Annotated in this window: 15 protein-coding genes; 11 read left to right on the top strand and 4 right to left on the bottom strand. The window is 57.3% G+C overall.

Translation table 11 applies throughout. The features are described from left to right. Window positions 1-3: 3 nt before the first annotated feature. The 4 genes from GSQ81_RS09690 to pgm all read right to left on the bottom strand — a co-directional run bounded on the left by GSQ81_RS09690 (window position 4) and on the right by pgm (window position 4,479). Entirely contained in the window at window positions 4-1,047 is a 1,044-nt protein-coding gene (locus GSQ81_RS09690) for a family 43 glycosylhydrolase (RefSeq protein ID WP_158910564.1), read from the bottom strand. Between the two features lie 29 nt (window positions 1,048-1,076). Beyond that, the gene (locus tag GSQ81_RS09685) at window positions 1,077-1,403 is read right to left on the bottom strand and encodes a rhodanese-like domain-containing protein (protein WP_158910563.1); all 327 of its coding nucleotides are present in this window, start codon (window positions 1,401-1,403) and stop codon (window positions 1,077-1,079) included. A gap of 19 nt (window positions 1,404-1,422) precedes the next feature. Next, window positions 1,423-2,679, bottom strand: coding sequence for an SLC13 family permease (locus GSQ81_RS09680; RefSeq protein WP_254060105.1), 1,257 nt, complete (start codon window positions 2,677-2,679; stop codon window positions 1,423-1,425). Window positions 2,680-2,832: 153 nt separating this feature from the next. Further along, window positions 2,833-4,479 carry a phosphoglucomutase (alpha-D-glucose-1,6-bisphosphate-dependent) gene (gene pgm, locus GSQ81_RS09675; RefSeq protein WP_158910562.1) on the bottom strand — a complete coding sequence of 549 codons (1,647 nt, stop codon included), beginning with the start codon at window positions 4,477-4,479 and terminating at the stop codon, window positions 2,833-2,835. Window positions 4,480-4,803: 324 nt separating this feature from the next. On the opposite strand from pgm, the gene GSQ81_RS20270 reads away from it, so the two are divergent. From GSQ81_RS20270 to GSQ81_RS09620, 11 genes are all read left to right on the top strand, one after another. Beyond that, window positions 4,804-6,603, top strand: coding sequence for a DNRLRE domain-containing protein (locus GSQ81_RS20270; protein WP_158910561.1), 1,800 nt, complete (start codon window positions 4,804-4,806; stop codon window positions 6,601-6,603). A 295-nt stretch (window positions 6,604-6,898) separates the two neighbouring features. Then, window positions 6,899-7,660, top strand: a complete 762-nt coding sequence (locus tag GSQ81_RS09665) for an SDR family NAD(P)-dependent oxidoreductase (RefSeq protein WP_158910560.1) — start codon at window positions 6,899-6,901, stop codon at window positions 7,658-7,660. Between the two features lie 5 nt (window positions 7,661-7,665). After that, window positions 7,666-8,901: an ROK family protein gene (locus GSQ81_RS09660; protein WP_158910559.1), complete on the top strand. Its 1,236-nt coding sequence runs from the start codon at window positions 7,666-7,668 to the stop codon at window positions 8,899-8,901. A 253-nt stretch (window positions 8,902-9,154) separates the two neighbouring features. Continuing rightward, a complete protein-coding gene (locus GSQ81_RS09655; RefSeq protein WP_174237960.1) occupies window positions 9,155-11,656 on the top strand; it encodes an alpha-glucuronidase family glycosyl hydrolase in 2,502 nt (833 codons plus the stop codon). Beyond that, window positions 11,653-12,861 (top strand): D-mannonate dehydratase ManD, encoded by a 1,209-nt coding sequence (manD, locus tag GSQ81_RS09650; RefSeq protein ID WP_158910557.1) that lies wholly within the window; start codon window positions 11,653-11,655, stop codon window positions 12,859-12,861. Before GSQ81_RS09655 ends, manD begins: the two co-directional genes overlap by 4 nt. A 151-nt stretch (window positions 12,862-13,012) precedes the next feature. Further along, entirely contained in the window at window positions 13,013-14,293 is a 1,281-nt protein-coding gene (locus GSQ81_RS09645) for a glycosyl hydrolase family 8 (RefSeq protein ID WP_216846412.1), read from the top strand. Between the two features lie 149 nt (window positions 14,294-14,442). Then, on the top strand, window positions 14,443-16,023 hold the full coding sequence (gene malQ / locus GSQ81_RS09640; RefSeq protein WP_158910556.1) for a 4-alpha-glucanotransferase: 1,581 nt from the start codon (window positions 14,443-14,445) through the stop codon (window positions 16,021-16,023). A gap of 37 nt (window positions 16,024-16,060) precedes the next feature. After that, window positions 16,061-16,246: a hypothetical protein gene (locus GSQ81_RS09635; protein ID WP_158910555.1), complete on the top strand. Its 186-nt coding sequence runs from the start codon at window positions 16,061-16,063 to the stop codon at window positions 16,244-16,246. Further along, window positions 16,246-16,839, top strand: coding sequence for a 3-hydroxyacyl-CoA dehydrogenase NAD-binding domain-containing protein (locus GSQ81_RS09630; RefSeq protein WP_158910554.1), 594 nt, complete (start codon window positions 16,246-16,248; stop codon window positions 16,837-16,839). The genes GSQ81_RS09635 and GSQ81_RS09630 overlap by 1 nt, the downstream gene beginning before the upstream one ends. A gap of 83 nt (window positions 16,840-16,922) precedes the next feature. Next, entirely contained in the window at window positions 16,923-18,179 is a 1,257-nt protein-coding gene (locus GSQ81_RS09625) for an ABC transporter permease (protein ID WP_158910553.1), read from the top strand. Window positions 18,180-18,183: 4 nt separating this feature from the next. Beyond that, window positions 18,184-19,422: an ABC transporter permease gene (locus GSQ81_RS09620; RefSeq protein WP_158910552.1), complete on the top strand. Its 1,239-nt coding sequence runs from the start codon at window positions 18,184-18,186 to the stop codon at window positions 19,420-19,422. Window positions 19,423-19,445 lie beyond the last annotated feature (23 nt).

Below are 19,445 nucleotides of genomic sequence, written 5' to 3'. Positions count from 1 at the left end.
AAACTAACGGTTGGGTTCGCCGGGTTCAAGCCAGATGTGGGTGGGTTGATCTCGATCTACGGTGAGGGTGCCGTCTTTCCAGTGGAGTTCGCCTACCTGGATGACGGTGCGTGAGCCGGAGTGCGGCAGGGATGGATCGTTGTCTGGGCCTCCCTGATGGGTGAAGTAGAAGATATAGGCGCGCTGGCCGCTGAGGATGATGTCGGCGTGGTGGCCAAGGGTGCGGTCGGTGGGGACGGTTCCCGGTATGCCGAGCAGGTTGTCGGGTTGTCGCTGCCAGTTGGTTGCGTCGGCGGAGTGATAGACGCCGAGGCCGTGCCAGGCATCGACGATCATCCAGTATTCGTCGTGCCAGCGAAAGACGATGGGGCCTTCGCTGGAGCGGTCGGTGATGGCGGCACCGCGGGGAGTCCATGTGTTGAGGTCAGGGCTGTCGGTGAAGTGGATGTGGCTATGGTCGCGCTCGTCTTTGTACCAGATCCGCCATGCGCCGTTGGGGAGATGGAAGACGCAGGGATCGATGACGCGGTCAGAGGCAAGATCGAGTTGGGAGAGGAACTTCCAGTGTTCGAGATCGCGGCTGGTGAGATGGATGATGGAACGCGGCGCGTCCCAGGTGTGGAAGGTGCCGGGCACGATGGTGAGGAACATGTGGTAAGTTCCATCGACGTTAATGATTGCGGGTGCCCATTGAGTGTAGTCGGGCTTGCCGTAGGGGATGTTGGCGATGCCGTGATACTTCCATGTGGCGCCATGGTCGCTTGAAGTGGCTATGCCGATGCGGGTCTGATGCAGCCATGCTACGTCTTTGGGATCGGAAGGAGTCTGGTCGGCGCGGCGGTTGGTGTAGAACATCCACCATTGTTTTTTGGACTGGTTCCAGATGACGGTTGGGTCGGCTGCGCCGTCGTGGACGGGGTCGCGGAAGAGAGGCTTGGGGGCAATGTTTCCTTGCGGTGATTGCGCGTGCGCGGCGAGAGCGCAAAAGAAGGTGAAGAGGATTGCGGACGCAAGAATTTGGCGGCAGGTTCCGGTACGAGTCGGCATGGAAGATCTCTTTAGCGTTACGTGCAGCGTTAGTAGAGAGGGACGGTCGGGTCGATGGTGCGGGACCAGTGGTCGATGCCGCCGGCGAGAGATTGTGCGTTATCGAAGCCCTGGTTGCGCAGCCACATGGTGACAGAGAGCGAACGCGCTCCATGATGGCAGAGCACGACGATGTGGGCGTCGGGGTCGAGCTCCTGATGGGCGCGAGAGGTGACTTCGCCCATGGGCATCAGAAGGCTGTCGGGCAGGCTTGCGGTCTGGAACTCCCACGGCTCGCGGACATCGAGCAGAATGGGTGGGTTGGGTTGCTGGCGTTGCTGGATGAAGTCTTCGGCTGTGATCTCGGGTTCTAGCATGATTTCTATTATCAGGGATTCAGCGGGTGAAGAGGGCGACGGCTATCGTGGCGAGTGCCAGTGCCGGAGGCATGATGATGCAGCCCGCCTTGAGAAACTTCCATGCGCTTACGTTCAGGCCTTCTTTGCGAATGGCGATGAGCCAGAGAATTGTTGCGAGGGAACCGGTGACGGAGAGGTTGGGTCCGAGGTCGATGGCTACGAGAATGACGCTTCGGAGAGCTCCGGTGACGTGTGCGGCGTGAATGCTGGCTGCGGCGATGAGGCCGAGTGGCAGATTGTTGATGAGGTTGGTGCCGATGCCGGTGCCGAAGGCTGCTGCCATGGATGCCGCGATGGGAGGCACGTGTTGCAGGGTTTCGAGGGCTGTCTGCGAGAGGTGAAGCGCTCCGGCGGTGTTGATGGCTTCGACCATGATGAAGAGGCCAGCGACTAAGGGGAGAACGCTCCAGGAGATCTCGGAGAGGATCGCTGATGGCTGGGTTCGTTCGCGGATGGAGATGACTGTGGCGATGAGGATTGCCGAAATGCAGGTGGGGAGGCCGAGGTCTTTGCCCATTGCAGAGACTGTGAGGAGAACGGCGGCGACAATGGCTATGCCGATGAGGGTTAGTCTTCCGGCTTCGGTGAGGTGTGGTGCTTCGTCGGTACTTTCGATGATGCCGTTGAGGTCTTTACGGCAATACCAGCGGAGTGTGAGGTAGGTGGCCACGATGGAAAAGATGGAGGCGAGGAGGAAGATGCGCAGCCATTGGGCCAGCGGTGGCATTCCGGTGTGGAAGACGACGAGGTTGGCTGGGTTCGAGATGGGGAGGACGAAGCTGGCGGCGTTGGCGATGAAGGCGCAGATGAAGAGGTAGGGAAGCGGCTCGACCTTTGATTTTCTGGTGGCGGCGAGGACGGCTGGAGTGAGGACGACGGCGGTGGCGTCGTTGGAGAGAAAGATGGTGACGAAGGTGCCAACGATATAGATGAGAGTGAAGAGGCGGGTGCGTGAACCTCGGGCGTGCTGGATGGCGATGGTCGCAAGCCAGTTGAAGACACCGTGCATGTGGGCGAGTTGGGCCAGCAACATCATGCCAGCGAGGAAGAGATAGACGTCGCTGCCTTCGGCGATGGCGTGGACGGCGAGGTGCAGGGGGATCAGGCGGAAGATTACGAGAGCCGCTGCGCCGGTGCCGATCCACCAGGCTTCGGGGAGATCGCGCGGGTGGAGCAACATCAGCGCGATGCTGATGGCGGAGATGATCCAGATGGCGACGTGGGCTGGAGACAAAACGTACCTCAGGGGCTAAAGCCCCGATTTATATCCCGCAGTTATGGCACGGCTGAAGCCGTGCCCTTAAGCAAAACTGCGAGGTAGCCAAATCGATCTGTAATCAAACCGAGATGACGCGACTTTGTCGAAAGTTTCTATATATAGATTCGTTCAGGCGATGGCTGTGTTGACGAGGTGTTGGGCTTCGGTTTGGATTTGTTTTAGGTGGGCTTCGCCTTTGAAGGATTCGGCGTAGATCTTGTAGACGTCTTCGGTGCCGGAGGGGCGGGCGGCGAACCAGCCGTTCTCGGTTGTGACCTTGAGGCCACCAATGGGTGCGTGGTTGCCGGGAGCTTCGGTGAGGATGGCGGTGATGGGCTCTCCGGCTAGCTCTTTGGCAGTGACCTGCGAGGGGGAGAGTTTTCCTAGCTTGGCCTTCTGCTCTTTGGTTGCGGCGGCGTCGATGCGCTGGTAGATGGGGTCGCCGTATTTCTGCGTGAGTTCGCGATAGAGTTCGCCGGGATCTTTGCCGGTGACGGCGGTCATCTCTGCACTAAGCAGGCCGGGAATGAGGCCGTCTTTGTCGGTGGTCCAGACTTTGGCGTTGCGACGGAGGAAAGTGGCTCCGGCGGACTCTTCTCCTACAAAGCCGAGCGACCCGTCGATGAGGCCGTCTACGAACCACTTGAAGCCTACGGGGACTTCGAGCATGGGGCGGTTGAGGCCCTTGGCTACGCGGTCGATGATGCTGGACGAGACCAGGGTTTTGCCGATGCCGACTTTCTCCGACCAATCGGGCCGGTGGGTGAAGAGGTACTGGATCGAGACGGCGAGGTAGTGGTTGGGATTGAGCAGGCCAGTAGTGCGGGTGACGATGCCGTGGCGGTCGTGGTCGGTGTCGGCGGCGAAGGCTACGTCGTACTTCGATCTGTTGGCGATCATGCTGGCCATGGCGAAGGGGCTGGAGCAGTCCATGCGGATACGGCCGTCCCAATCGCAGGTCATGAAGCGGAAGGTGGGATCGACGTTGGGATTGAGGATTTCGAGGGGGAGCTTGTACTGCTCGGCGATGCGCGGCCAGTAGTGGACTCCGGCTCCACCGAGCGGGTCGACGGCGAGCTTGAGGGTGGTGCCGCGGAGGACTTCGAAGTCGATGACGCTGCCGAGGTCGTTGACGTAGGCGGTGATGTAGTCGTGGCGGTAGGTCTTGTCTGCGGATAAAGCGCGGAAGTAGGAGATGCGCTTTACGCCTTTGAGGCCGTTGGCGATGAGTTCATTGGCGCGGTTCTCGATCCACTTGGTGGCAGTGGTGTCGGCGGGACCGCCGGAGGGTGGGTTGTACTTGAAGCCACCATCCTCGGGAGGATTGTGCGAGGGAGTGATGACGATGCCGTCGGCGCGGTGGAGCTTGGGGTTCTGGTTATAAGTGAGGATGGCGTGCGAGAGGACGGGGGTGGGCGTGTAGTCGAGGTGCTCGTCGATCATGACCTCGATGCCGTTGGCGGCGAGGACTTCGAGCGCGGTGGCGAAGGCAGGCTCGGAGAGAGCGTGGGTGTCTTTGGCGAGGAAGAGCGGGCCGAGGGTGTGCTGGGAGGCGCGGTACTCGACGATAGCCTGGGTGATGGCGGCGATGTGATCGTCGTTGAAGGAGGCACTGAAGGAGCTGCCGCGATGCCCCGATGTTCCAAAAGCCACACGCTGCGTCGAAACGGCGGGGTCGGGATGGAGGGAGTAATAGGCGGTGATGAGGTGGGGAATATTGACCAGCGTTGCAGGGAGGGGGAGCTGACCGGGCTGATTGGCTGGGGCTGTGTTCATGCTTTTGGTGTCCTCGCGGAAAATGGTGCCGACAATTGCACTATATGAGATGCGGGATAAGGAGGGAAATTGCGCGCCGAGGGACAATGACACGGAAGTGGTATACGAGGATGCTTGTGTTTCGGCTGGGGTTGACCTAAAACGGTGATGCTCCCTGGTTGCAAAAATAAATACAACTATTGCATGGGCAGTCCATGCCCGGCGCAACGTGCATCGCTGAGCCCCGAACGTTGTAAGTTGGCAGGCCGGCCCTTTGTTTGCACGGCGAAGGGCCGTTTCCTGCTGAGGGTTTTGATGGGTTTAGTAAGGACAGTTTTCTTATGGGTGGGGTTGGCAGTTTGGCTCTTCGCTGCGGGACCAGCGTGGGCGGTAGAGGCGACCTTGGTGGCAGATGCGCATGTGAACAGCGCACTGCCCGGAGTCAATAGCGGGGCAATCTCAAATTTGAATGTGGGCGCCGGGTATACCTCCCTGTTGCAGTTTGACCTGGGTATGCTTCCTGCGGGTACGACGGCCGGGCAGGTGTCGCGAGCGGTACTTCGCCTGTATTGCAATCGAGTGGACGCGGCGGGGCAGGTGAGCGTGCGTTTGGTGAACGGAGCGTGGGGCGAGTACAGCGTGACGTATGCGACCGTGCCTTCGCTGGGGAGCGCAGCGCAGGTCGTTCCGGTGGATGCGGCGGGTGTTTATGTCACTGTGGACGTGACGTCTCTGGTGCAGGGATGGATTACCGCCCCGGCGACAAACAATGGCCTGGCATTGACGGCGGATGCTGCGGGAGTGCAGTTCGATAGCAAGGAAAATGATCTGACTGGCCATGCGGCGGTGTTGGATGTGACTTTGGCTACGGCTGGACCCGCCGGAGCTGTGGGGCCAGTCGGGCCTATTGGGCTGACAGGGCCTGCTGGACCGACCGGGGCTGCGGGCGCTACTGGCTTGCAAGGAGTGGGCGGGCCTACTGGAGTTAAGGGAGATACGGGCGCGACGGGGCCAGTTGGTTCGACGGGAACTGCAGGGCCAGTTGGGCCGCAAGGGCTTCAGGGGCTGCAAGGTATTGCCGGACCTACGGGTGCTGCGGGTTCCGTGGGCGCCACAGGATCAGCAGGAGCCACTGGACCTGCTGGTACGACCGGATCGACTGGGCCAGCAGGACCGGCAGGAATGTTGTTTCGCGAGAGCTATTCGTCGAGTGTGAACTACGCGGTGAATGATGCTGTGAGCTATCAGGGGTCGAGTTATATATCGGCAGCCGCGGCCAATCATGGAAATACTCCGGGGACGAATCCGGCTTACTGGAGTGTGCTGGCGGCGCAGGGTGCGGCAGGTGCGCAGGGGCCTGACGGAGCCACCGGAGCCACTGGACCGCAAGGTGCTGCCGGGCCGCAGGGGCTGCCGGGTGCTGCGGGCGCTGCCGGAACGGTTGGGATGAAATATCGCGGGGCTTGGGGTTTGGGTGTGAGCTATCAGGCCAATGATGCGGCATTTTTTGGAGGGAGCACGTATCTGGCGCAGGCGAGCAACGCCGGGATGGAGCCGGATCAGTATCCTGCGGTGTGGGCGGTGCTGGCGCAGAAGGGAGATGCAGGGCCGAGTGGGCCGGCGGGTGCCGCTGCGACGGTGAGTGTGGGGACGGTGACGACCGGCGCGGCAGGCTCGATGGCGACTGTGTCGAATAGTGGGACAGCAGCGGCGGCAGTGTTGAACTTTACCATTCCACAGGGCGCGGCTGGAGCGAATGGGACGGGCGGAGGAACGGGTGGCGCCTCCGGGGCGTTGTCGGGTTCGATGTATCACTCGGTCTCGTTCAACAATATCTACTATTCGGTGAGCAACACGAATGCGGGTGGGAGTGAAGATGCTTCGACGCTGACGTGGGTTCCGGCGGGATGTACGGCGACCACGCTGAGCGTTTATTCGCAGCAGTTGAACGCAATCACTGTGATGGTTCGGCAGGGAACTCCGGGGAACATGGCGGACACCTCGTTGAGTTGCAAGGCGGTTTCGGGTGGCTCTTGTTCCGTGACAGGGAGCGTGGCGGTGGCGGCGGGAGACTTTGTGGACTTTGAAGTAAGCGGTGCGAATGGAACGGCAGGGGCTGTGTGGATGGCATTAGCCTGTAACTGATGGTGTGATCGGCTTTCCGTGTAGTGGATTCATCCTTCAAAATAAATTTGAACTATTGTTCATTATTTTCGTACTTGAATTAATTCACCTATTCGGGGGTGAATTAATTTTGGATTGATGTCAGGGATGATGTTTCTTCTGTCGCAAAGTTGCTATATTCTTCTGAAAATAAGTGCTTTATGAATATGTCTGTGTGTGTGAGAGTTTCAAATGCAATACCGCTTTACTGATATTTTATAAACACAAGAATTTATTCTGATTGCTTGGCTGATGTTCCAAGGAGAAGTGCTGGACAATGTTTAATCTCGCAGGAAAATGCGCGGTGGTTGTTGGGGGAACTTCGGGGATTGGAAAGGCCATTGCCCTGGGTTTGGCCTCCGCAGGCGCCGATGTGGTTGCATCTTCCCGGTCAGCGGAGTCGGTGGATTCTGTGGCGGAGATATTAAAGGCATCGGGACGCAAGACGTTGCGGGTTTTGTCCGATGTTACGGACCGTCGATCTTTGCAGGAATTGCATGATGCCGTGAAGTCGCATTTTGGGCGCATCGATATCCTGGTGAATTCGGCGGGTATCACTAAACGGGTGCCAACTCTCGATTGCCCCGAGACGTTGTGGCAGAGCATCATGAACGTCAACCTGAACGGTACGCTGCGGGCCTGTCAGATCTTTGGAGCATTGATGCTGGAGCAGGGATATGGCCGCATTATTAATATTGCTTCGCTCTCGACGTTCGTCGCCTTTCGCGACGTAGCTGCTTATGGGGCCAGCAAAGCGGCGGTTGGCGCGCTGACTCGCTCGCTTGCGATTGAGTGGGCCGAGCAGGGCGTATGTGTGAATGCAATTGCACCAGGTATCTTCCCCACCGAGCTAAACCGCGCGCTGCTCGATTCACCGCGTGGCCACGAGCTTCTGCTGCGAACGCCGATGAGGCGCTTTGGCTGTGTTGAAGAGGTTGCGGGAGCCGCAGTGTTTCTTGCATCGGATGAGGCTGTTTATACGACGGGGCAGATTCTTGCAGTCGATGGTGGTTATCTTGCCAGTGGAGTGAATCAATAGATTCTATGGCTAAATCTACGGTTCAAAAAACTGCGACACAGGTTCTAAAGGCCGCTGTGCGTGGAAGACATGTCGATCTGGCCTATGTTGAGCTCGCTTCGAGCGAGAGTGCGCGCGATATCAATCGCGACATTGTCCTTGAGCTGATTCGCGCTCGACAGCCAGTTGCTCGCGCCGATCTGTCGCGGCTCTCTGGTCTGCAGCCGAGTACTGTCTCGGCGATTGTGGAGCAGTTGCTCAGCGAACGGTGGATCACGGAAGGCGCCGTGGTGCGGCGTCCGCGGGGGCGGCGACCGACGCTGCTTTCGTTGAACGATGAGCTGGTCATTCTTGTTGCCGACCTGCGCCCGCAGCAGGCTATCGTTGCGGTAGTCGATCTGAATGGGCGCTTTCTTGCGCGGGAAGTCGTGCCTCTGGTCTCCGATCCGGAGCGCTCTGTGGGCAAGATCATTGAATCGATGCGGGGGATGCGCGACCGTCATGCGAACAAGACGTTCGAGGGTATCGGCATCAGCCTGCCGGGGCGTATTCATCCAGAGACGCAGCGGCTGATCCTTGCGCCGAATTTGAAATGGTCTGACTACGACGTGAAGGGCGCGATCGAAAAAGGGATGAAGTTGCAGGTGGAGTTGGACAATGCCGCGAACGCCTGCCTTCTATCGGAGCTGTGGTTTGGCAGGATGGATGGGGTGCGCAATGCCGTGCTGATTACTGTCTCGGAGGGACTGGGCACGGCGATCCTGGCGAATGGGCAGATCGTTGTGGGCCGCAATGGATTGGCTGGGGAGTTTGGACACATTCCGATTGATCCGGCGGGGCCTGCCTGCGGTTGTGGGCAGCGAGGATGCTGGGAGGTATTCGCATCTTCGTCGGCGGCGCTTCGCTACTATAAGGAACTCTCGCCTAAGAGCCGTTCTCTGGTGATTCAGGAGTTGCTGCAACTTGCGGAAGAGGGCGATGCGACTGCCATTGAAGCGGTCTCGCGTCAGGCGAAGCATCTTGGCCGCGGACTTCGTTTAATCACCGCTGGACTTTCCCCCGATCTGATTTTGATCACCGGCGATCTGACGACATCGTGGCCTCGCTTTGGTCCGATTGTGCAGGCCGGATTAGATAGCACCATGCTCGCAGGCACGGCGCCGCGGCTTATGGTGACCAATGACGGGGAACTGTCTCGTCTGCGCGGTGGAGCAGCGGTCGTGCTGCAACGCCACTCGGGTTATCACCGTTCGACGCATTGATGTCTTATGTCTTTTCCCATGGATGTTTTTTAATTTATTTGCGACAACAATAAATTGACTTTGATTTGATCTAATGTTTAGTTCTCTATGGATCGGGAAGAATTTGTGTCCTAGCTTGACAGCGATATTTTTATCTCGATAAAGTTTGTGTCACGTAATAAATTGGCATGTCGTGTAGTTGAGAGCTCTTCTTTATGTACTGCTTCATTCAAGGATTTCATCTGTGCTAAGGCTATGCCGGTTGCGACGCCGTGTGACTCTCGTTGTTTTCCTCTGTTTGAGTGCGGGGCTGGCGCAGGCGGAGACTGGGGCTGCGGGCTGGCTTCGGTATGGCCGCATTACAGAAGCCTCCGTGCTTCGACGTGACCGGTCGCTTCCACACCAGATCGTGCAGGTGGATACGTCTTCTGTGGGGAGAAGCGCATCCGGTGAACTGGCTAGTGGGTTGCGCAGCATGCTTGGCGGGGACCTTCGCGTGGGTTCGACTCTGCCCGATGGAGATGCTTTTGTGCTGGGCACGTCGAGGGAGTTGCATCAACTGCTGCCGCAATGGAGCGAGTCTGCAACGCTTACCGCGGAAGGTTTTGCGATTTCAAAGCTCGATGAGCATGGGTATCATCTGTGGATCGTGGCTGGCGGCAGTCCGGTCGGTGAGCTCTATGGGGTCTTTCATCTGCTGGAGCAGGTTGGCGAGCTGCATGAGATTGTGCCGGACGCCGAATCCCCGTCCGCGCCCATTCGGTGGGTGAACCAGTGGGACAATTTCGATGGCTCAATTGAGCGCGGCTATGCGGGGCGAAGCATCTTCTTCGATGGCGGCCATGTGCGGGGAGATCTGACACGCGTGTCGGAGTATGGACGGCTGCTGGCTTCGGTTGGCTTGAATGGATGTACCGTCAACAATGTGAACTCTGACCTGCGTACCTTGCAGCCGGAGATGCTGCGCGAGTTAGCTCGGATCGCCGACGCGCTGCGTCCGTGGGGCGTTCGCATGTCGCTCTCGGTAGATCTTTCCAGTCCTGAGACGGTCGGCCATCTTTCGACGTTCGATCCACTCGATCCACAGGTCATCGCGTGGTGGCAGCAGAAGACGGTTGAGATTTACAAGCTGATTCCGGACTTCAGTGGATTTGTTGTGAAGGCAGACTCTGAGGGACGGCTTGGTCCTTCGCACTATGGACGCAATCCTGCACAGGCTGCCAATGTTCTGGCGCGCGCGTTGCGGCCGCATCATGGTGTCGTTCTTTACCGTGGATTTGTCTACAACCAACATCTGGACTGGCATGACATGAAGGCAGACCGGGCACGCGCGGGTTATGACAACTTTCGCGCACTCGATGGAAAGTTTGAGCCGAATGTCGTGATCCAGATTAAAAATGGTCCGATTGATTTTCAGGTGCGGGAGCCGGTCTCTCCGCTCTTCGCCGCGCTGCAACATACGAATCAGGCGATCGAGTTACAGGTCACGCAGGAGTATACCGGTCAGCAACGGCACATGGTCTTTCTGGTGCCGATGTGGAAGATGGCGCTCGATACGGATATGCGGGCGCAGAATCGAAGCACTCTGGTCAAAGAGATCGTCGAGGGGAAGAGCTTTCATCAGCCACTGGGCGGCTTTGTCGCTGTCGTCAATGTTGGGTTGGACGATAACTGGCTGCATCATCCGATGGCCATGGCCAATCTCTATGGCTATGGCAGGCTTGCGTGGAATCCTGACCTCACGACCGACCAGATCATCGATAGCTGGACGCGGCTTACGTTTGGAAATAATCCGAAGGTGGTCTCAACGATCGATGATCTTCAACGAAATTCGTGGCATGTTTATGAGGAGTACACTGGCCCGCTTGGACTCGGCACGCTGACGGATATTATCGGTGTTCACTATGGGCCGGGTATTGAATCCGCGGAGCGGAATGGATGGGGGCAGTGGATTCGCGCGGATCATAAGGGCATCGGCATGGACCGCACGGTTGCTACGGGGACGGGATATATCGGGCAGTATCCGCCGGAGCTTGCGAAGGTCTATGAGTCGCTGGCTACGTGCCCGGATGAGCTTCTGCTCTTCATGCACCATGTTTCATATGACCATGTTTTGCATAGCGGAAAGACCGCGATTCAGCACGTCTATGACTCGCACTACGATGGCGCGGCTACTGCGGCAACGTATGCTTCACGCTGGCAGACGCTGCATGGGCTTATCGATGAAGATCGTTATCGGCGAACGCTGGCTCTATTTGAGTATCAGGCAGGACACGCTGTTGTCTGGCGCGATGCTGTGAGCGAGTGGTTTCTACATATGTCGGGTATTCCAGATGCGAAGGGGCGTGTGGGACATTATCCCAATCGGATTGAAGCTGAAGCAATGCAGAGTGACGGGTACACGACGGTCGAGGTTACGCCGTGGGAGACGGCTTCTGGCGGAAAGGCCATGGTATGTGATCGCACCGCTGCCTGCACGCTTATGGCAAAGCTTGATAAGCCTGCGGGTATTTACGATATTGCTGTCCAGTATTTTGATATCCATCCGGGGTCTGCGCAGTATGAAGTTCTGCTGAATGGCAGAAGTCTCGCTCATTGGACCGCGGACAATACACTGCCACCGGCTGTTGTGGATAAGAAGCTCGACGGCCACACGAGTACGCGCTTCACGATACCGGATGTTAGCCTTACCCCCGGAGATACACTGATGTTGCGCGGCGTTCCTGACGGCACCGAACCCGCACCTGTTGACTACATCGAGATCACAAAACAATGAAAATTATCGCCGCCCGTCTGATTGTCTGCTCTCCTGACCGCAACTTTGTCACCCTCAAGATTGAAACCGACGAGGGGATTTATGGACTCGGCGATGCTACGCTGAATGGCCGTGAACTGGCTGTTGCGAGCTATCTCTCCGAGCACGTTCTTCCATGCTTGATTGGCCGCGATCCATTTCAGATTGAAGACATCTGGCAGTATCTCTATCGCGGAGCGTACTGGCGTCGCGGTCCTGTCACCATGGCTTCGATCGCTGCGGTTGACGTTGCCCTGTGGGACATCAAAGGCAAGGCACTCAACACCCCTGTCTATAACCTGCTTGGCGGGAAGAGCCGCAACGGCGTGCTGGTCTACACTCACGCCAACGGTGGCGATATTGCGGAGACACTTGATTCTGTTCGCAAGCATATGGATGAGGGCTATCTTGCGGTGCGGGCGCAGTCCGGCGTGCCGGGAGTTGCAGGCAGCTATGGCGTGCCTAAGGGTGGCAAGTCGTATGAGCCTGCAGAACGTGGGTTGCCTTCAGAGAGTCTTTGGTCCACCGAAAAGTATTTGAACTTTGTGCCATCGCTCTTTGAAAAGCTTCGCGTCGAGCTTGGTGCGGATGTGCATCTGCTTCATGACGTGCATCATCGGCTTACTCCCATTGAGGCGGCGCGTCTGGGGAAGGCGCTGGAGCCGTATCACCTCTTCTGGATGGAAGATCCATGTCCTGCTGAGTTGCAGGAAGGGTTTGAATTGATTCGCAGGCATACCACCACGCCGATTGCTACGGGCGAGGTCTTCAACTCAGTATGGGATGCGCATGATCTTATCCGCAGACAGTGGATCGATTACATCCGCATGGCCATTGTGCATGGTGGCGGAATCACTCACGTGAAAAAGACGGCGGATTTTGCAGCGCTCTATCAAGTGCGAACCGGCTGCCATGGAGCGACCGATCTTTCTCCGGTCACGATGGCGGCTGCCCTGCATCTTGGGCTTGCCATCCATAACTTCGGGATTCAGGAGCACATGCATCACAGTGCGCTTACCGATGAAGTGTTTCCGCATCAATATACGTTCGATGCTGGCTATATGTATCCGGGAGATGCGCCGGGGCTGGGAGTCGATATTGATGAAGGCCTTGCGGCGAAGTATCCGTACCAGCGAGCGTATCTTCCGATTGCTCGTAAGCTCGATGGCACGCTTACGGATTGGTAGTTCACAAACGTACTGCTCAGTTTGAAAGTGGAAGACGCGTCTGTTCTGCAAGGGGAAATTAATGACACGAACCATCCGTATGCATTCGGTGCTTTTTGCCGCGGCTCTTGTTTTCATTTCGGTGGGTGCTCGTCATGCGTCAGGACAAACTGTGAAACATGGCGCTGACAGTGATGGCTCGGGTGCTTATCGTACAGGCCACTATCGAGATCTCTTCGCCGAACAGGGGCATAGCGCGAAGCAGAGTCATGCCAAGATCGATGCTGCCTTCGAGCAGCTCTTTCATGGCGACAAGAATACGCAAGCTGTGTACTACGAGGTGGGCAGCAATGCGAATGGGCCGCTGGCTTATATTACGGACGTCGCCAACCGCGACGCACGTACCGAGGGCATGTCGTATGGCATGATGATTGCCGTTCAGATGAACAAGAAGCATGAGTTTGATGCCATCTGGAATTGGGCGAATACTTATATGCTGATCACGGATCCGGCTAATCCTTCGGTCGGTTACTTTTCGTGGTCGATGCATACGGATGGGACGCCGCGTTCCGATTCTCCTGCTCCTGATGGTGAAGAGTACTTCGTCATGAGCCTTTACTTTGCGGCGAACCGCTGGGGAAGCGGTACCGGCATCTATAACTACAAGGCGCAGGCTGATCGCATTCTGAGTCTCATGCGCCATCATCCGATTCAGATCGGAACGCCGCCCTTTCGCTTGAAGCCCAACGAGTCCCCGTACACTCCTCCCACGCGTCCTGGCTTTCCTCCGCGCAACCAGCCGCAGACAGTTGGCCCGATGGTCAACGAGCCGAACAGGATGATACTTTTCGTGCCTGGCATGGGGCGCGGAAGCTTTACCGATCCCTCGTACCACCTGCCTGCGTTTTACGAGCTGTGGTCGCGCTGGGGACCGATCGAAGATCGCGCTTTTTGGGCTGAAGCCGCAACGGCCAGTCGGAGCTTCTTTCAGAAGGCCACTAACCCTAATACGGGGCTTGCGCCCGACTATGCTGACTTCGACGGTAAGCCGCATGGCACAGGTTTTAACCCAATGTCGGCTAACTTCTCCTATGACTCGTGGAGGACGGCCAGCAACTGGTCGGTGGATTATTCGTGGTGGCATAAGGACGCGGAAGAGAATGTTTTGAGTGATCGCATTCAGAAGTTTCTTTTCAGTCAGGGCGTTAGCACGTTTAGCGACCAGTACACGCTGGACGGTAAGCCGCTTTCGCAACGTCACTCTACGGGAATGGTTGCTACAACAGCGACCGCCGGTCTTGCCGCGACGAAAGGCCCGACTTCTAAAGCCTTTGTCGATGCGTTTTGGAATTCGCCCATTCCGTCTGGCGAGCAGCGCTATTACGACGGCATGCTTTATATGATGAGTCTGCTTCATTCCAGTGGCAACTTCCGTATCTGGGGCCCTAAGTAGCGGTAGTCAGTAGAAGCTCTCTTAACTGTTTCGAAAGGTTTGTTCCACTACTATTGACGGTAGAGGGACAGGCCTTTCGTTGTTTTCGACCGAGGACAAATCGGCATCAAACGTTAAGAGACACAGGGGGAGAGATGAGTGGGGAAGCGATGAATGTTAATCGGTTATCGGGAGTTCTGCTGCATGTGACGTCGTTGCCGTCGTATGGGGGCGTGGGAGATTTTGGCCCGGCGGCGTATGCCTTTGTTGACTTTCTTGCAGCGGCGAAGCAGCAACTGTGGCAGGTGTTGCCTCTAAGTCCGACGGGTTATGGTGGGTCACCTTATTCGGCGCTGTCGGCATTCGCGGGGAATCCCCTGTTCATCAGTCTGGAACGGCTGGTGCAGGAAGGCTGGATTTGCGCGGAGCGAATCGAGGGATTGACGGGACATGATGGGCCAGCGGATTTCGTGGAAGCCATGCGGGTTAAGCTTCCGCTGATTGAAGAAGGGGCTGCAAATTTTCTTGATCGAGCGCCGGATGATGTGCGAGCGCGATTTCAAAAATTCTGCAAAGACAATATTTCGTGGCTTTCTGACTATGCGCTGTTCAATGTGTTGCGGAGAATGCACGGCTATGTGAGCTGGATTGACTGGCCGTCCGAGTATGCTCGAAGGAAGAGCGATGCGTTGACGGCGGTACTGAACTCGCATGGGCGAGAGCTGGCTATCGAGCAGGCCATTCAGTTCTTTTTCAACGAACAGTGGTGTGCGCTGCGGTCGTACTGCGCAGAGCGGAAGGTTCGCATTCTGGGCGATGTCGCTATCTTTGTGAATTACGACAGTGCCGATGTGTGGACGCATCCTGAGATATTTGAGCTGGACGATGATCTGAAGCCGACGCGGGTGTCGGGTGTGCCGCCGGATTATTTTTCGGTCACGGGCCAGCGCTGGGGGAATCCGCTGTACAAGTGGGACCTGATGAAGGAGCGGGGATTTGACTGGTGGGTGGCACGGATTCGACGTGCATTGACGCTCTATGACTCAATTAGGCTGGACCACTTTCGTGGCTTCGAGGCATATTGGTCGATTCCGGCCGATGAACCGACGGCGATCAGCGGCCTGTGGGTGAAGGCACCCGGACATGAACTATTCAATCGGCTGAGAGAGGTATTCGGCGATCTGCCGTTTGTCGCAGAAGACCTTGGCTTGATTACCCCGGAGGTAGATGAGCTTCGTGAGCACTTTGGTATGCCGGGAATGCGAATTCTTCAGTTTGGCTTTTCGGATCGGGGTAGCCATCTCTACCTTCCGCATCGTTTTATTCAGAACACAGTGGTTTATACAGGAACGCACGACAATAACACCACGCTGGGCTGGTGGCGCGACGATGCCAGTGAGATGGAAAAGACCCACGCGCAGACTTATCTGCAAACAATTGAACACGAGGGCGATATCGTATGGGCTATGATGCGTGCGGCGGCGAGATCGGTGGCGAATCTCTGCATCTTCCCGATGCAGGATGTGTTGCACCTCGGCAGCGAGGGCCGGATGAATACCCCCGCAGCCGGGGCGGGGAACTGGACGTGGCGCTATGGGTTGAATGCGCTGCATCCGGATTTTGCTGTCAAGCTGGCGGCGCTGATGGAGATGACGGACCGCGATGGCTATGAAGCGCCGAAAGAGGGTCCTGCGGCAGGTGAGCCGCAGGACGAGGCCCATAAACGGGCAGAGCCGGGCTCCAGCGTTTAGACTGAAGAAGAGCACATTAAACTTTTCAGGAGCGTACATGCCTCTTTCTGGCGAAGCCATCCGCACGATGAACTATGTTGACGATATTTCGGTTACGCTGCGCCGCATTCTTGCGGTGCTGCCGTCGCTGACCGAGGATGAGCGTCAACGAGTTTCCGAGCACATCAAGCAGTCTGAACCGAGCTACGAGTCGGTTATCAACGCAGTCGCGAGCAAAAAATAATGCAGCCAGCAATTTCCCCGTCACCGTTCGAGATACGGACGGTGGCGGTGATAGGGGCTGGGACGGCTGGCCGTAGCTTTGCGCTGGCTTGTGTTGCCGCTGGATTTCATGTGGTGCTCGAAGATGTGATGCCGGCAAATCTTCGCCGGGCTGAGGCGGATTTTGCCGAGATGGACCTGCGCGATTCTCCGGGCAGCCTCGACCTCGCTTTGACTGTCGAAGACGCCGTCCGCGTGGCGGATATTGCCGTCGATTTTGTTCCAGATGAGTTGGAATCGAAGCTGGAGATCTTCAGCATGGTCGACCGGATGGCTCCGCCAAAGACGATTCTGTGTACGCCTAGTGACGCCTTGAGCATTACGGACCTGGCGTCGTGCGTGTATCGTCCTGAGCGGTGTTTTGCCGTGCGTGGAGGTTTCACGGGTGTCGCAGGCTTGGGGTCAGCGGTGCGTCTGCTGTACCCGGCATCTGCCGATGCAGCCACACTGGCGGCGACAGGTGACTTTTTGCGTTCGCTGCGCATGAATGTGCAGAATGAGCCAGATCCTGACGTTCCCGTGCTGATGAAAAACCAGACGCAAGCTGCCTCGTAGAAATCAGTAAATAAATCAGAATTCGGAACTGTTTGATTGGGATTTGCGTAACGTAAGGTGGAGAATGAAGTCCAACCATCGTCATGCGCGCCCTTCTCGACATCTTTGCCCAGGTATTCCAATCGATCGGAGCTAACAAGCTGCGATCGTTCCTCACGATGTTCGGCATCGCATGGGGTGTGGCTTCCTTGCTGCTGCTGATCGGGTTGGGGGAGGGATTCCGCTCGGGGCAGCGCCGAGGACTGTCTGAGCTGGGATCGGACGTCATCATGCTCTTCAGCGGGACTGTGCCCGCGCTGCCGAACCAGCATACGGGCATGCGGCCCTACAAGCTGACGTTGAGCGATGCCGAGGCGATTCGTGCAGAGGCGTCCCATGTTCGCAATGCGACGGCGTTCATCGATCGCGGCGATCTGAAGGAGGTCAGCGAGTTTTCAAGCGCGGGCGGCTCAGTTCTGGGTGCAGAGCCGAACTACCCTCAGATTCGCAAGCTTCCCGTCGCCGAAGGCCGCTGGATCGACGCCGGCGACGAGGCGCAACATCGGCAGGTCGTATTTCTGGGGCAAAAAAATAATAAGCTGCTGTTTCCGGGACGGCCTTCGGTCGGGTCTTTCATCACGCTGAATGGATATCGTTTTCAGGTAATTGGCGTCGCACCCAAGATCGGGCGAGGCAATAACGATAGCGACAACCAGAGGGTCTATATTCCGCTGTCGACGATGCTCGAGCTCTTTCCGATTCTCGGCGAAAATATTCCCGCCGATGCTATTACCTCCATCCAATATCAGCCCACGGCCGAGGACATGAATGAGGCTGCGAAGATGGACGTGCATCGCATTATTGCGAAGCGGCATGATTTTGATCCAAGCCTGACGGATGCATTCGAAGAGTGGGACACTATCAAGGCAAATAAGACCGTCGGCCTGATCTTCACGGCAATGGATGTCTTTCTCGGGGGGGTGGGGATCGTTACCCTCGCGCTGGGCGCGGTTGGCATTATCAACATCATGCTGGTTACGGTGACGGAACGTACCAAGGAGATTGGCTTGCGCAAGGCGCTGGGAGCGACTAATCGCAGTATCTTGATACAGTTTTTTCTAGAAGGCATCATGTTGACCGGAATCAGCGGTCTGATCGGAATCGCGGGCGCGGCCACGCTGATGCTGGTGCTGGGACATGCGATGGGAGACAACCAAATGGGATTCGATCCACCGCGGCTGGTGCCATGGTCGGCGGCGATGGCGATGGGCACACTTGTGCTTTGCGGCGTAATCGCTGGCATCTATCCGGCGAGCCGAGCAGCGAGGATGCAGCCGGTTGAGGCGCTGCGCAAGGAGTAAGGCGATGCTGCGAGATATCTTTGGACAAGCGATGGAAGCGATGCAGTACAACGGACGGCGGACCGCCATCACCATCGTCGGCATGGCGTGGGGCATTGCCACGGTGGTTCTTCTGTTGGCCTACGGCGCAGGCTTCGGGCGCGCCTTCGAGACGATCTTCGCTCAGTTCGGCACCAACATGATCGGCGTCTTTCCCGGCACCACCAGCGAGCAGGCGGGCGGCACCAAGGCTGGTGTACCGGTTCGCCTCAAGATGGAAGATGTGGAGCGCATCCGGGAGACAGTTCCCGGCGTTCTGCATACGTCGCCCATGCTCTGGAAGTCAGTTCCGGTGCAGAACGATCTGCACACCTATACGTGGGAGGTGGATGGCGTCTCCCCCGAGATTCAGGACATTCAGAAGATGGATCTGGCCGAGGGACGGTTTCTGACAGAAGCCGATCTGCAACAGCGAAACCATGTTGCGGTCATTGGGTCGCAGGCAAAGTCGAAGCTCTACTCCGGCATCTTCGCTTTGGGCCAGACAATCCGGTTGAACGGTATCAGCTTTGAAGTGATCGGTGTTCTGAAACCCAAGATGCAGGAGGGCGATGACAACATCAATCGCCTTACTTACATCCCGTTTTCAACCATGGGCGATATCAAAGATGCCAAATATCTCGACGGCATCTGGTTCAACTATCGTGGCGACCCGAAGGCCGTGGAGCACGCCTTGCGAAATACGCTCGCAGCATCGCACGCCTTTCGGCCAACAGACCACAACGCGATCTGGGTGGCCAACATCATGGAGCAGCTCGCGCAGTTCCGCATCATATCGCTGGGATTGCAGGTGCTGCTGCTCTTTATCGGAACGCTGACGCTGGGCATCGCCGGTATTGGGCTGATGAACATTATGCTGGTCAGCGTGCAACAGCGGACGAGAGAGATTGGCGTGGAGAAGGCACTGGGGGCACGGAAGCGCCATATCCTGCTGCAATTTCTTGCCGAAGCCCTGGTGATTACCGGAGTTGGTGGAGTAGCGGGCATTGCCCTGGCCTATGGAGTCAGTAAAGTCGTGGGAGGCATCACGTTCTATAGTGCGATTGCGGCCAATGCGAGTGCGGCGGATATCTATCTGCTGATCTCGCCGCATATTGTGATCCTGGCGACCGTCGTTCTCGTCATCGTAGGGACCGTGAGCGGAATGATTCCGGCGATACAGGCGGCCAATCTCGATCCCATTGAGGCGCTCAGGTATGAATAACGTAACGCGTCAAACCTTCGTCT

The organism is Granulicella sp. L56, from assembly GCF_009765835.1.
Classification (GTDB): Bacteria; Acidobacteriota; Terriglobia; order Terriglobales; family Acidobacteriaceae; genus Edaphobacter.
Note: the sequence above shows the minus strand (reverse complement) of the source record. Positions and strands in the feature narration are given on the sequence as shown.

Bases quoted from the DNA above. Each gene is read 5' to 3' on its own strand.
- manD (WP_158910557.1), top strand. From the start codon at position 11,653: ATGAAAATTATCGCCGCCCGTCTGATTGTCTGCTCTCCTGACCGCAAC.
- GSQ81_RS09690 (WP_158910564.1), bottom strand. From the start codon at position 1,047: ATGCCGACTCGTACCGGAACCTGCCGCCAAATTCTTGCGTCCGCAATC.
- malQ (WP_158910556.1), top strand. From the start codon at position 14,443: ATGAATGTTAATCGGTTATCGGGAGTTCTGCTGCATGTGACGTCGTTG.
- pgm (WP_158910562.1), bottom strand. From the start codon at position 4,479: ATGAACACAGCCCCAGCCAATCAGCCCGGTCAGCTCCCCCTCCCTGCA.
- GSQ81_RS09635 (WP_158910555.1), top strand. From the start codon at position 16,061: ATGCCTCTTTCTGGCGAAGCCATCCGCACGATGAACTATGTTGACGAT.
- GSQ81_RS09620 (WP_158910552.1), top strand. From the start codon at position 18,184: ATGCTGCGAGATATCTTTGGACAAGCGATGGAAGCGATGCAGTACAAC.
- GSQ81_RS09630 (WP_158910554.1), top strand. From the start codon at position 16,246: ATGCAGCCAGCAATTTCCCCGTCACCGTTCGAGATACGGACGGTGGCG.
- GSQ81_RS09625 (WP_158910553.1), top strand. From the start codon at position 16,923: ATGCGCGCCCTTCTCGACATCTTTGCCCAGGTATTCCAATCGATCGGA.
- GSQ81_RS09660 (WP_158910559.1), top strand. From the start codon at position 7,666: ATGGCTAAATCTACGGTTCAAAAAACTGCGACACAGGTTCTAAAGGCC.
- GSQ81_RS09665 (WP_158910560.1), top strand. From the start codon at position 6,899: ATGTTTAATCTCGCAGGAAAATGCGCGGTGGTTGTTGGGGGAACTTCG.
- GSQ81_RS09685 (WP_158910563.1), bottom strand. From the start codon at position 1,403: ATGCTAGAACCCGAGATCACAGCCGAAGACTTCATCCAGCAACGCCAG.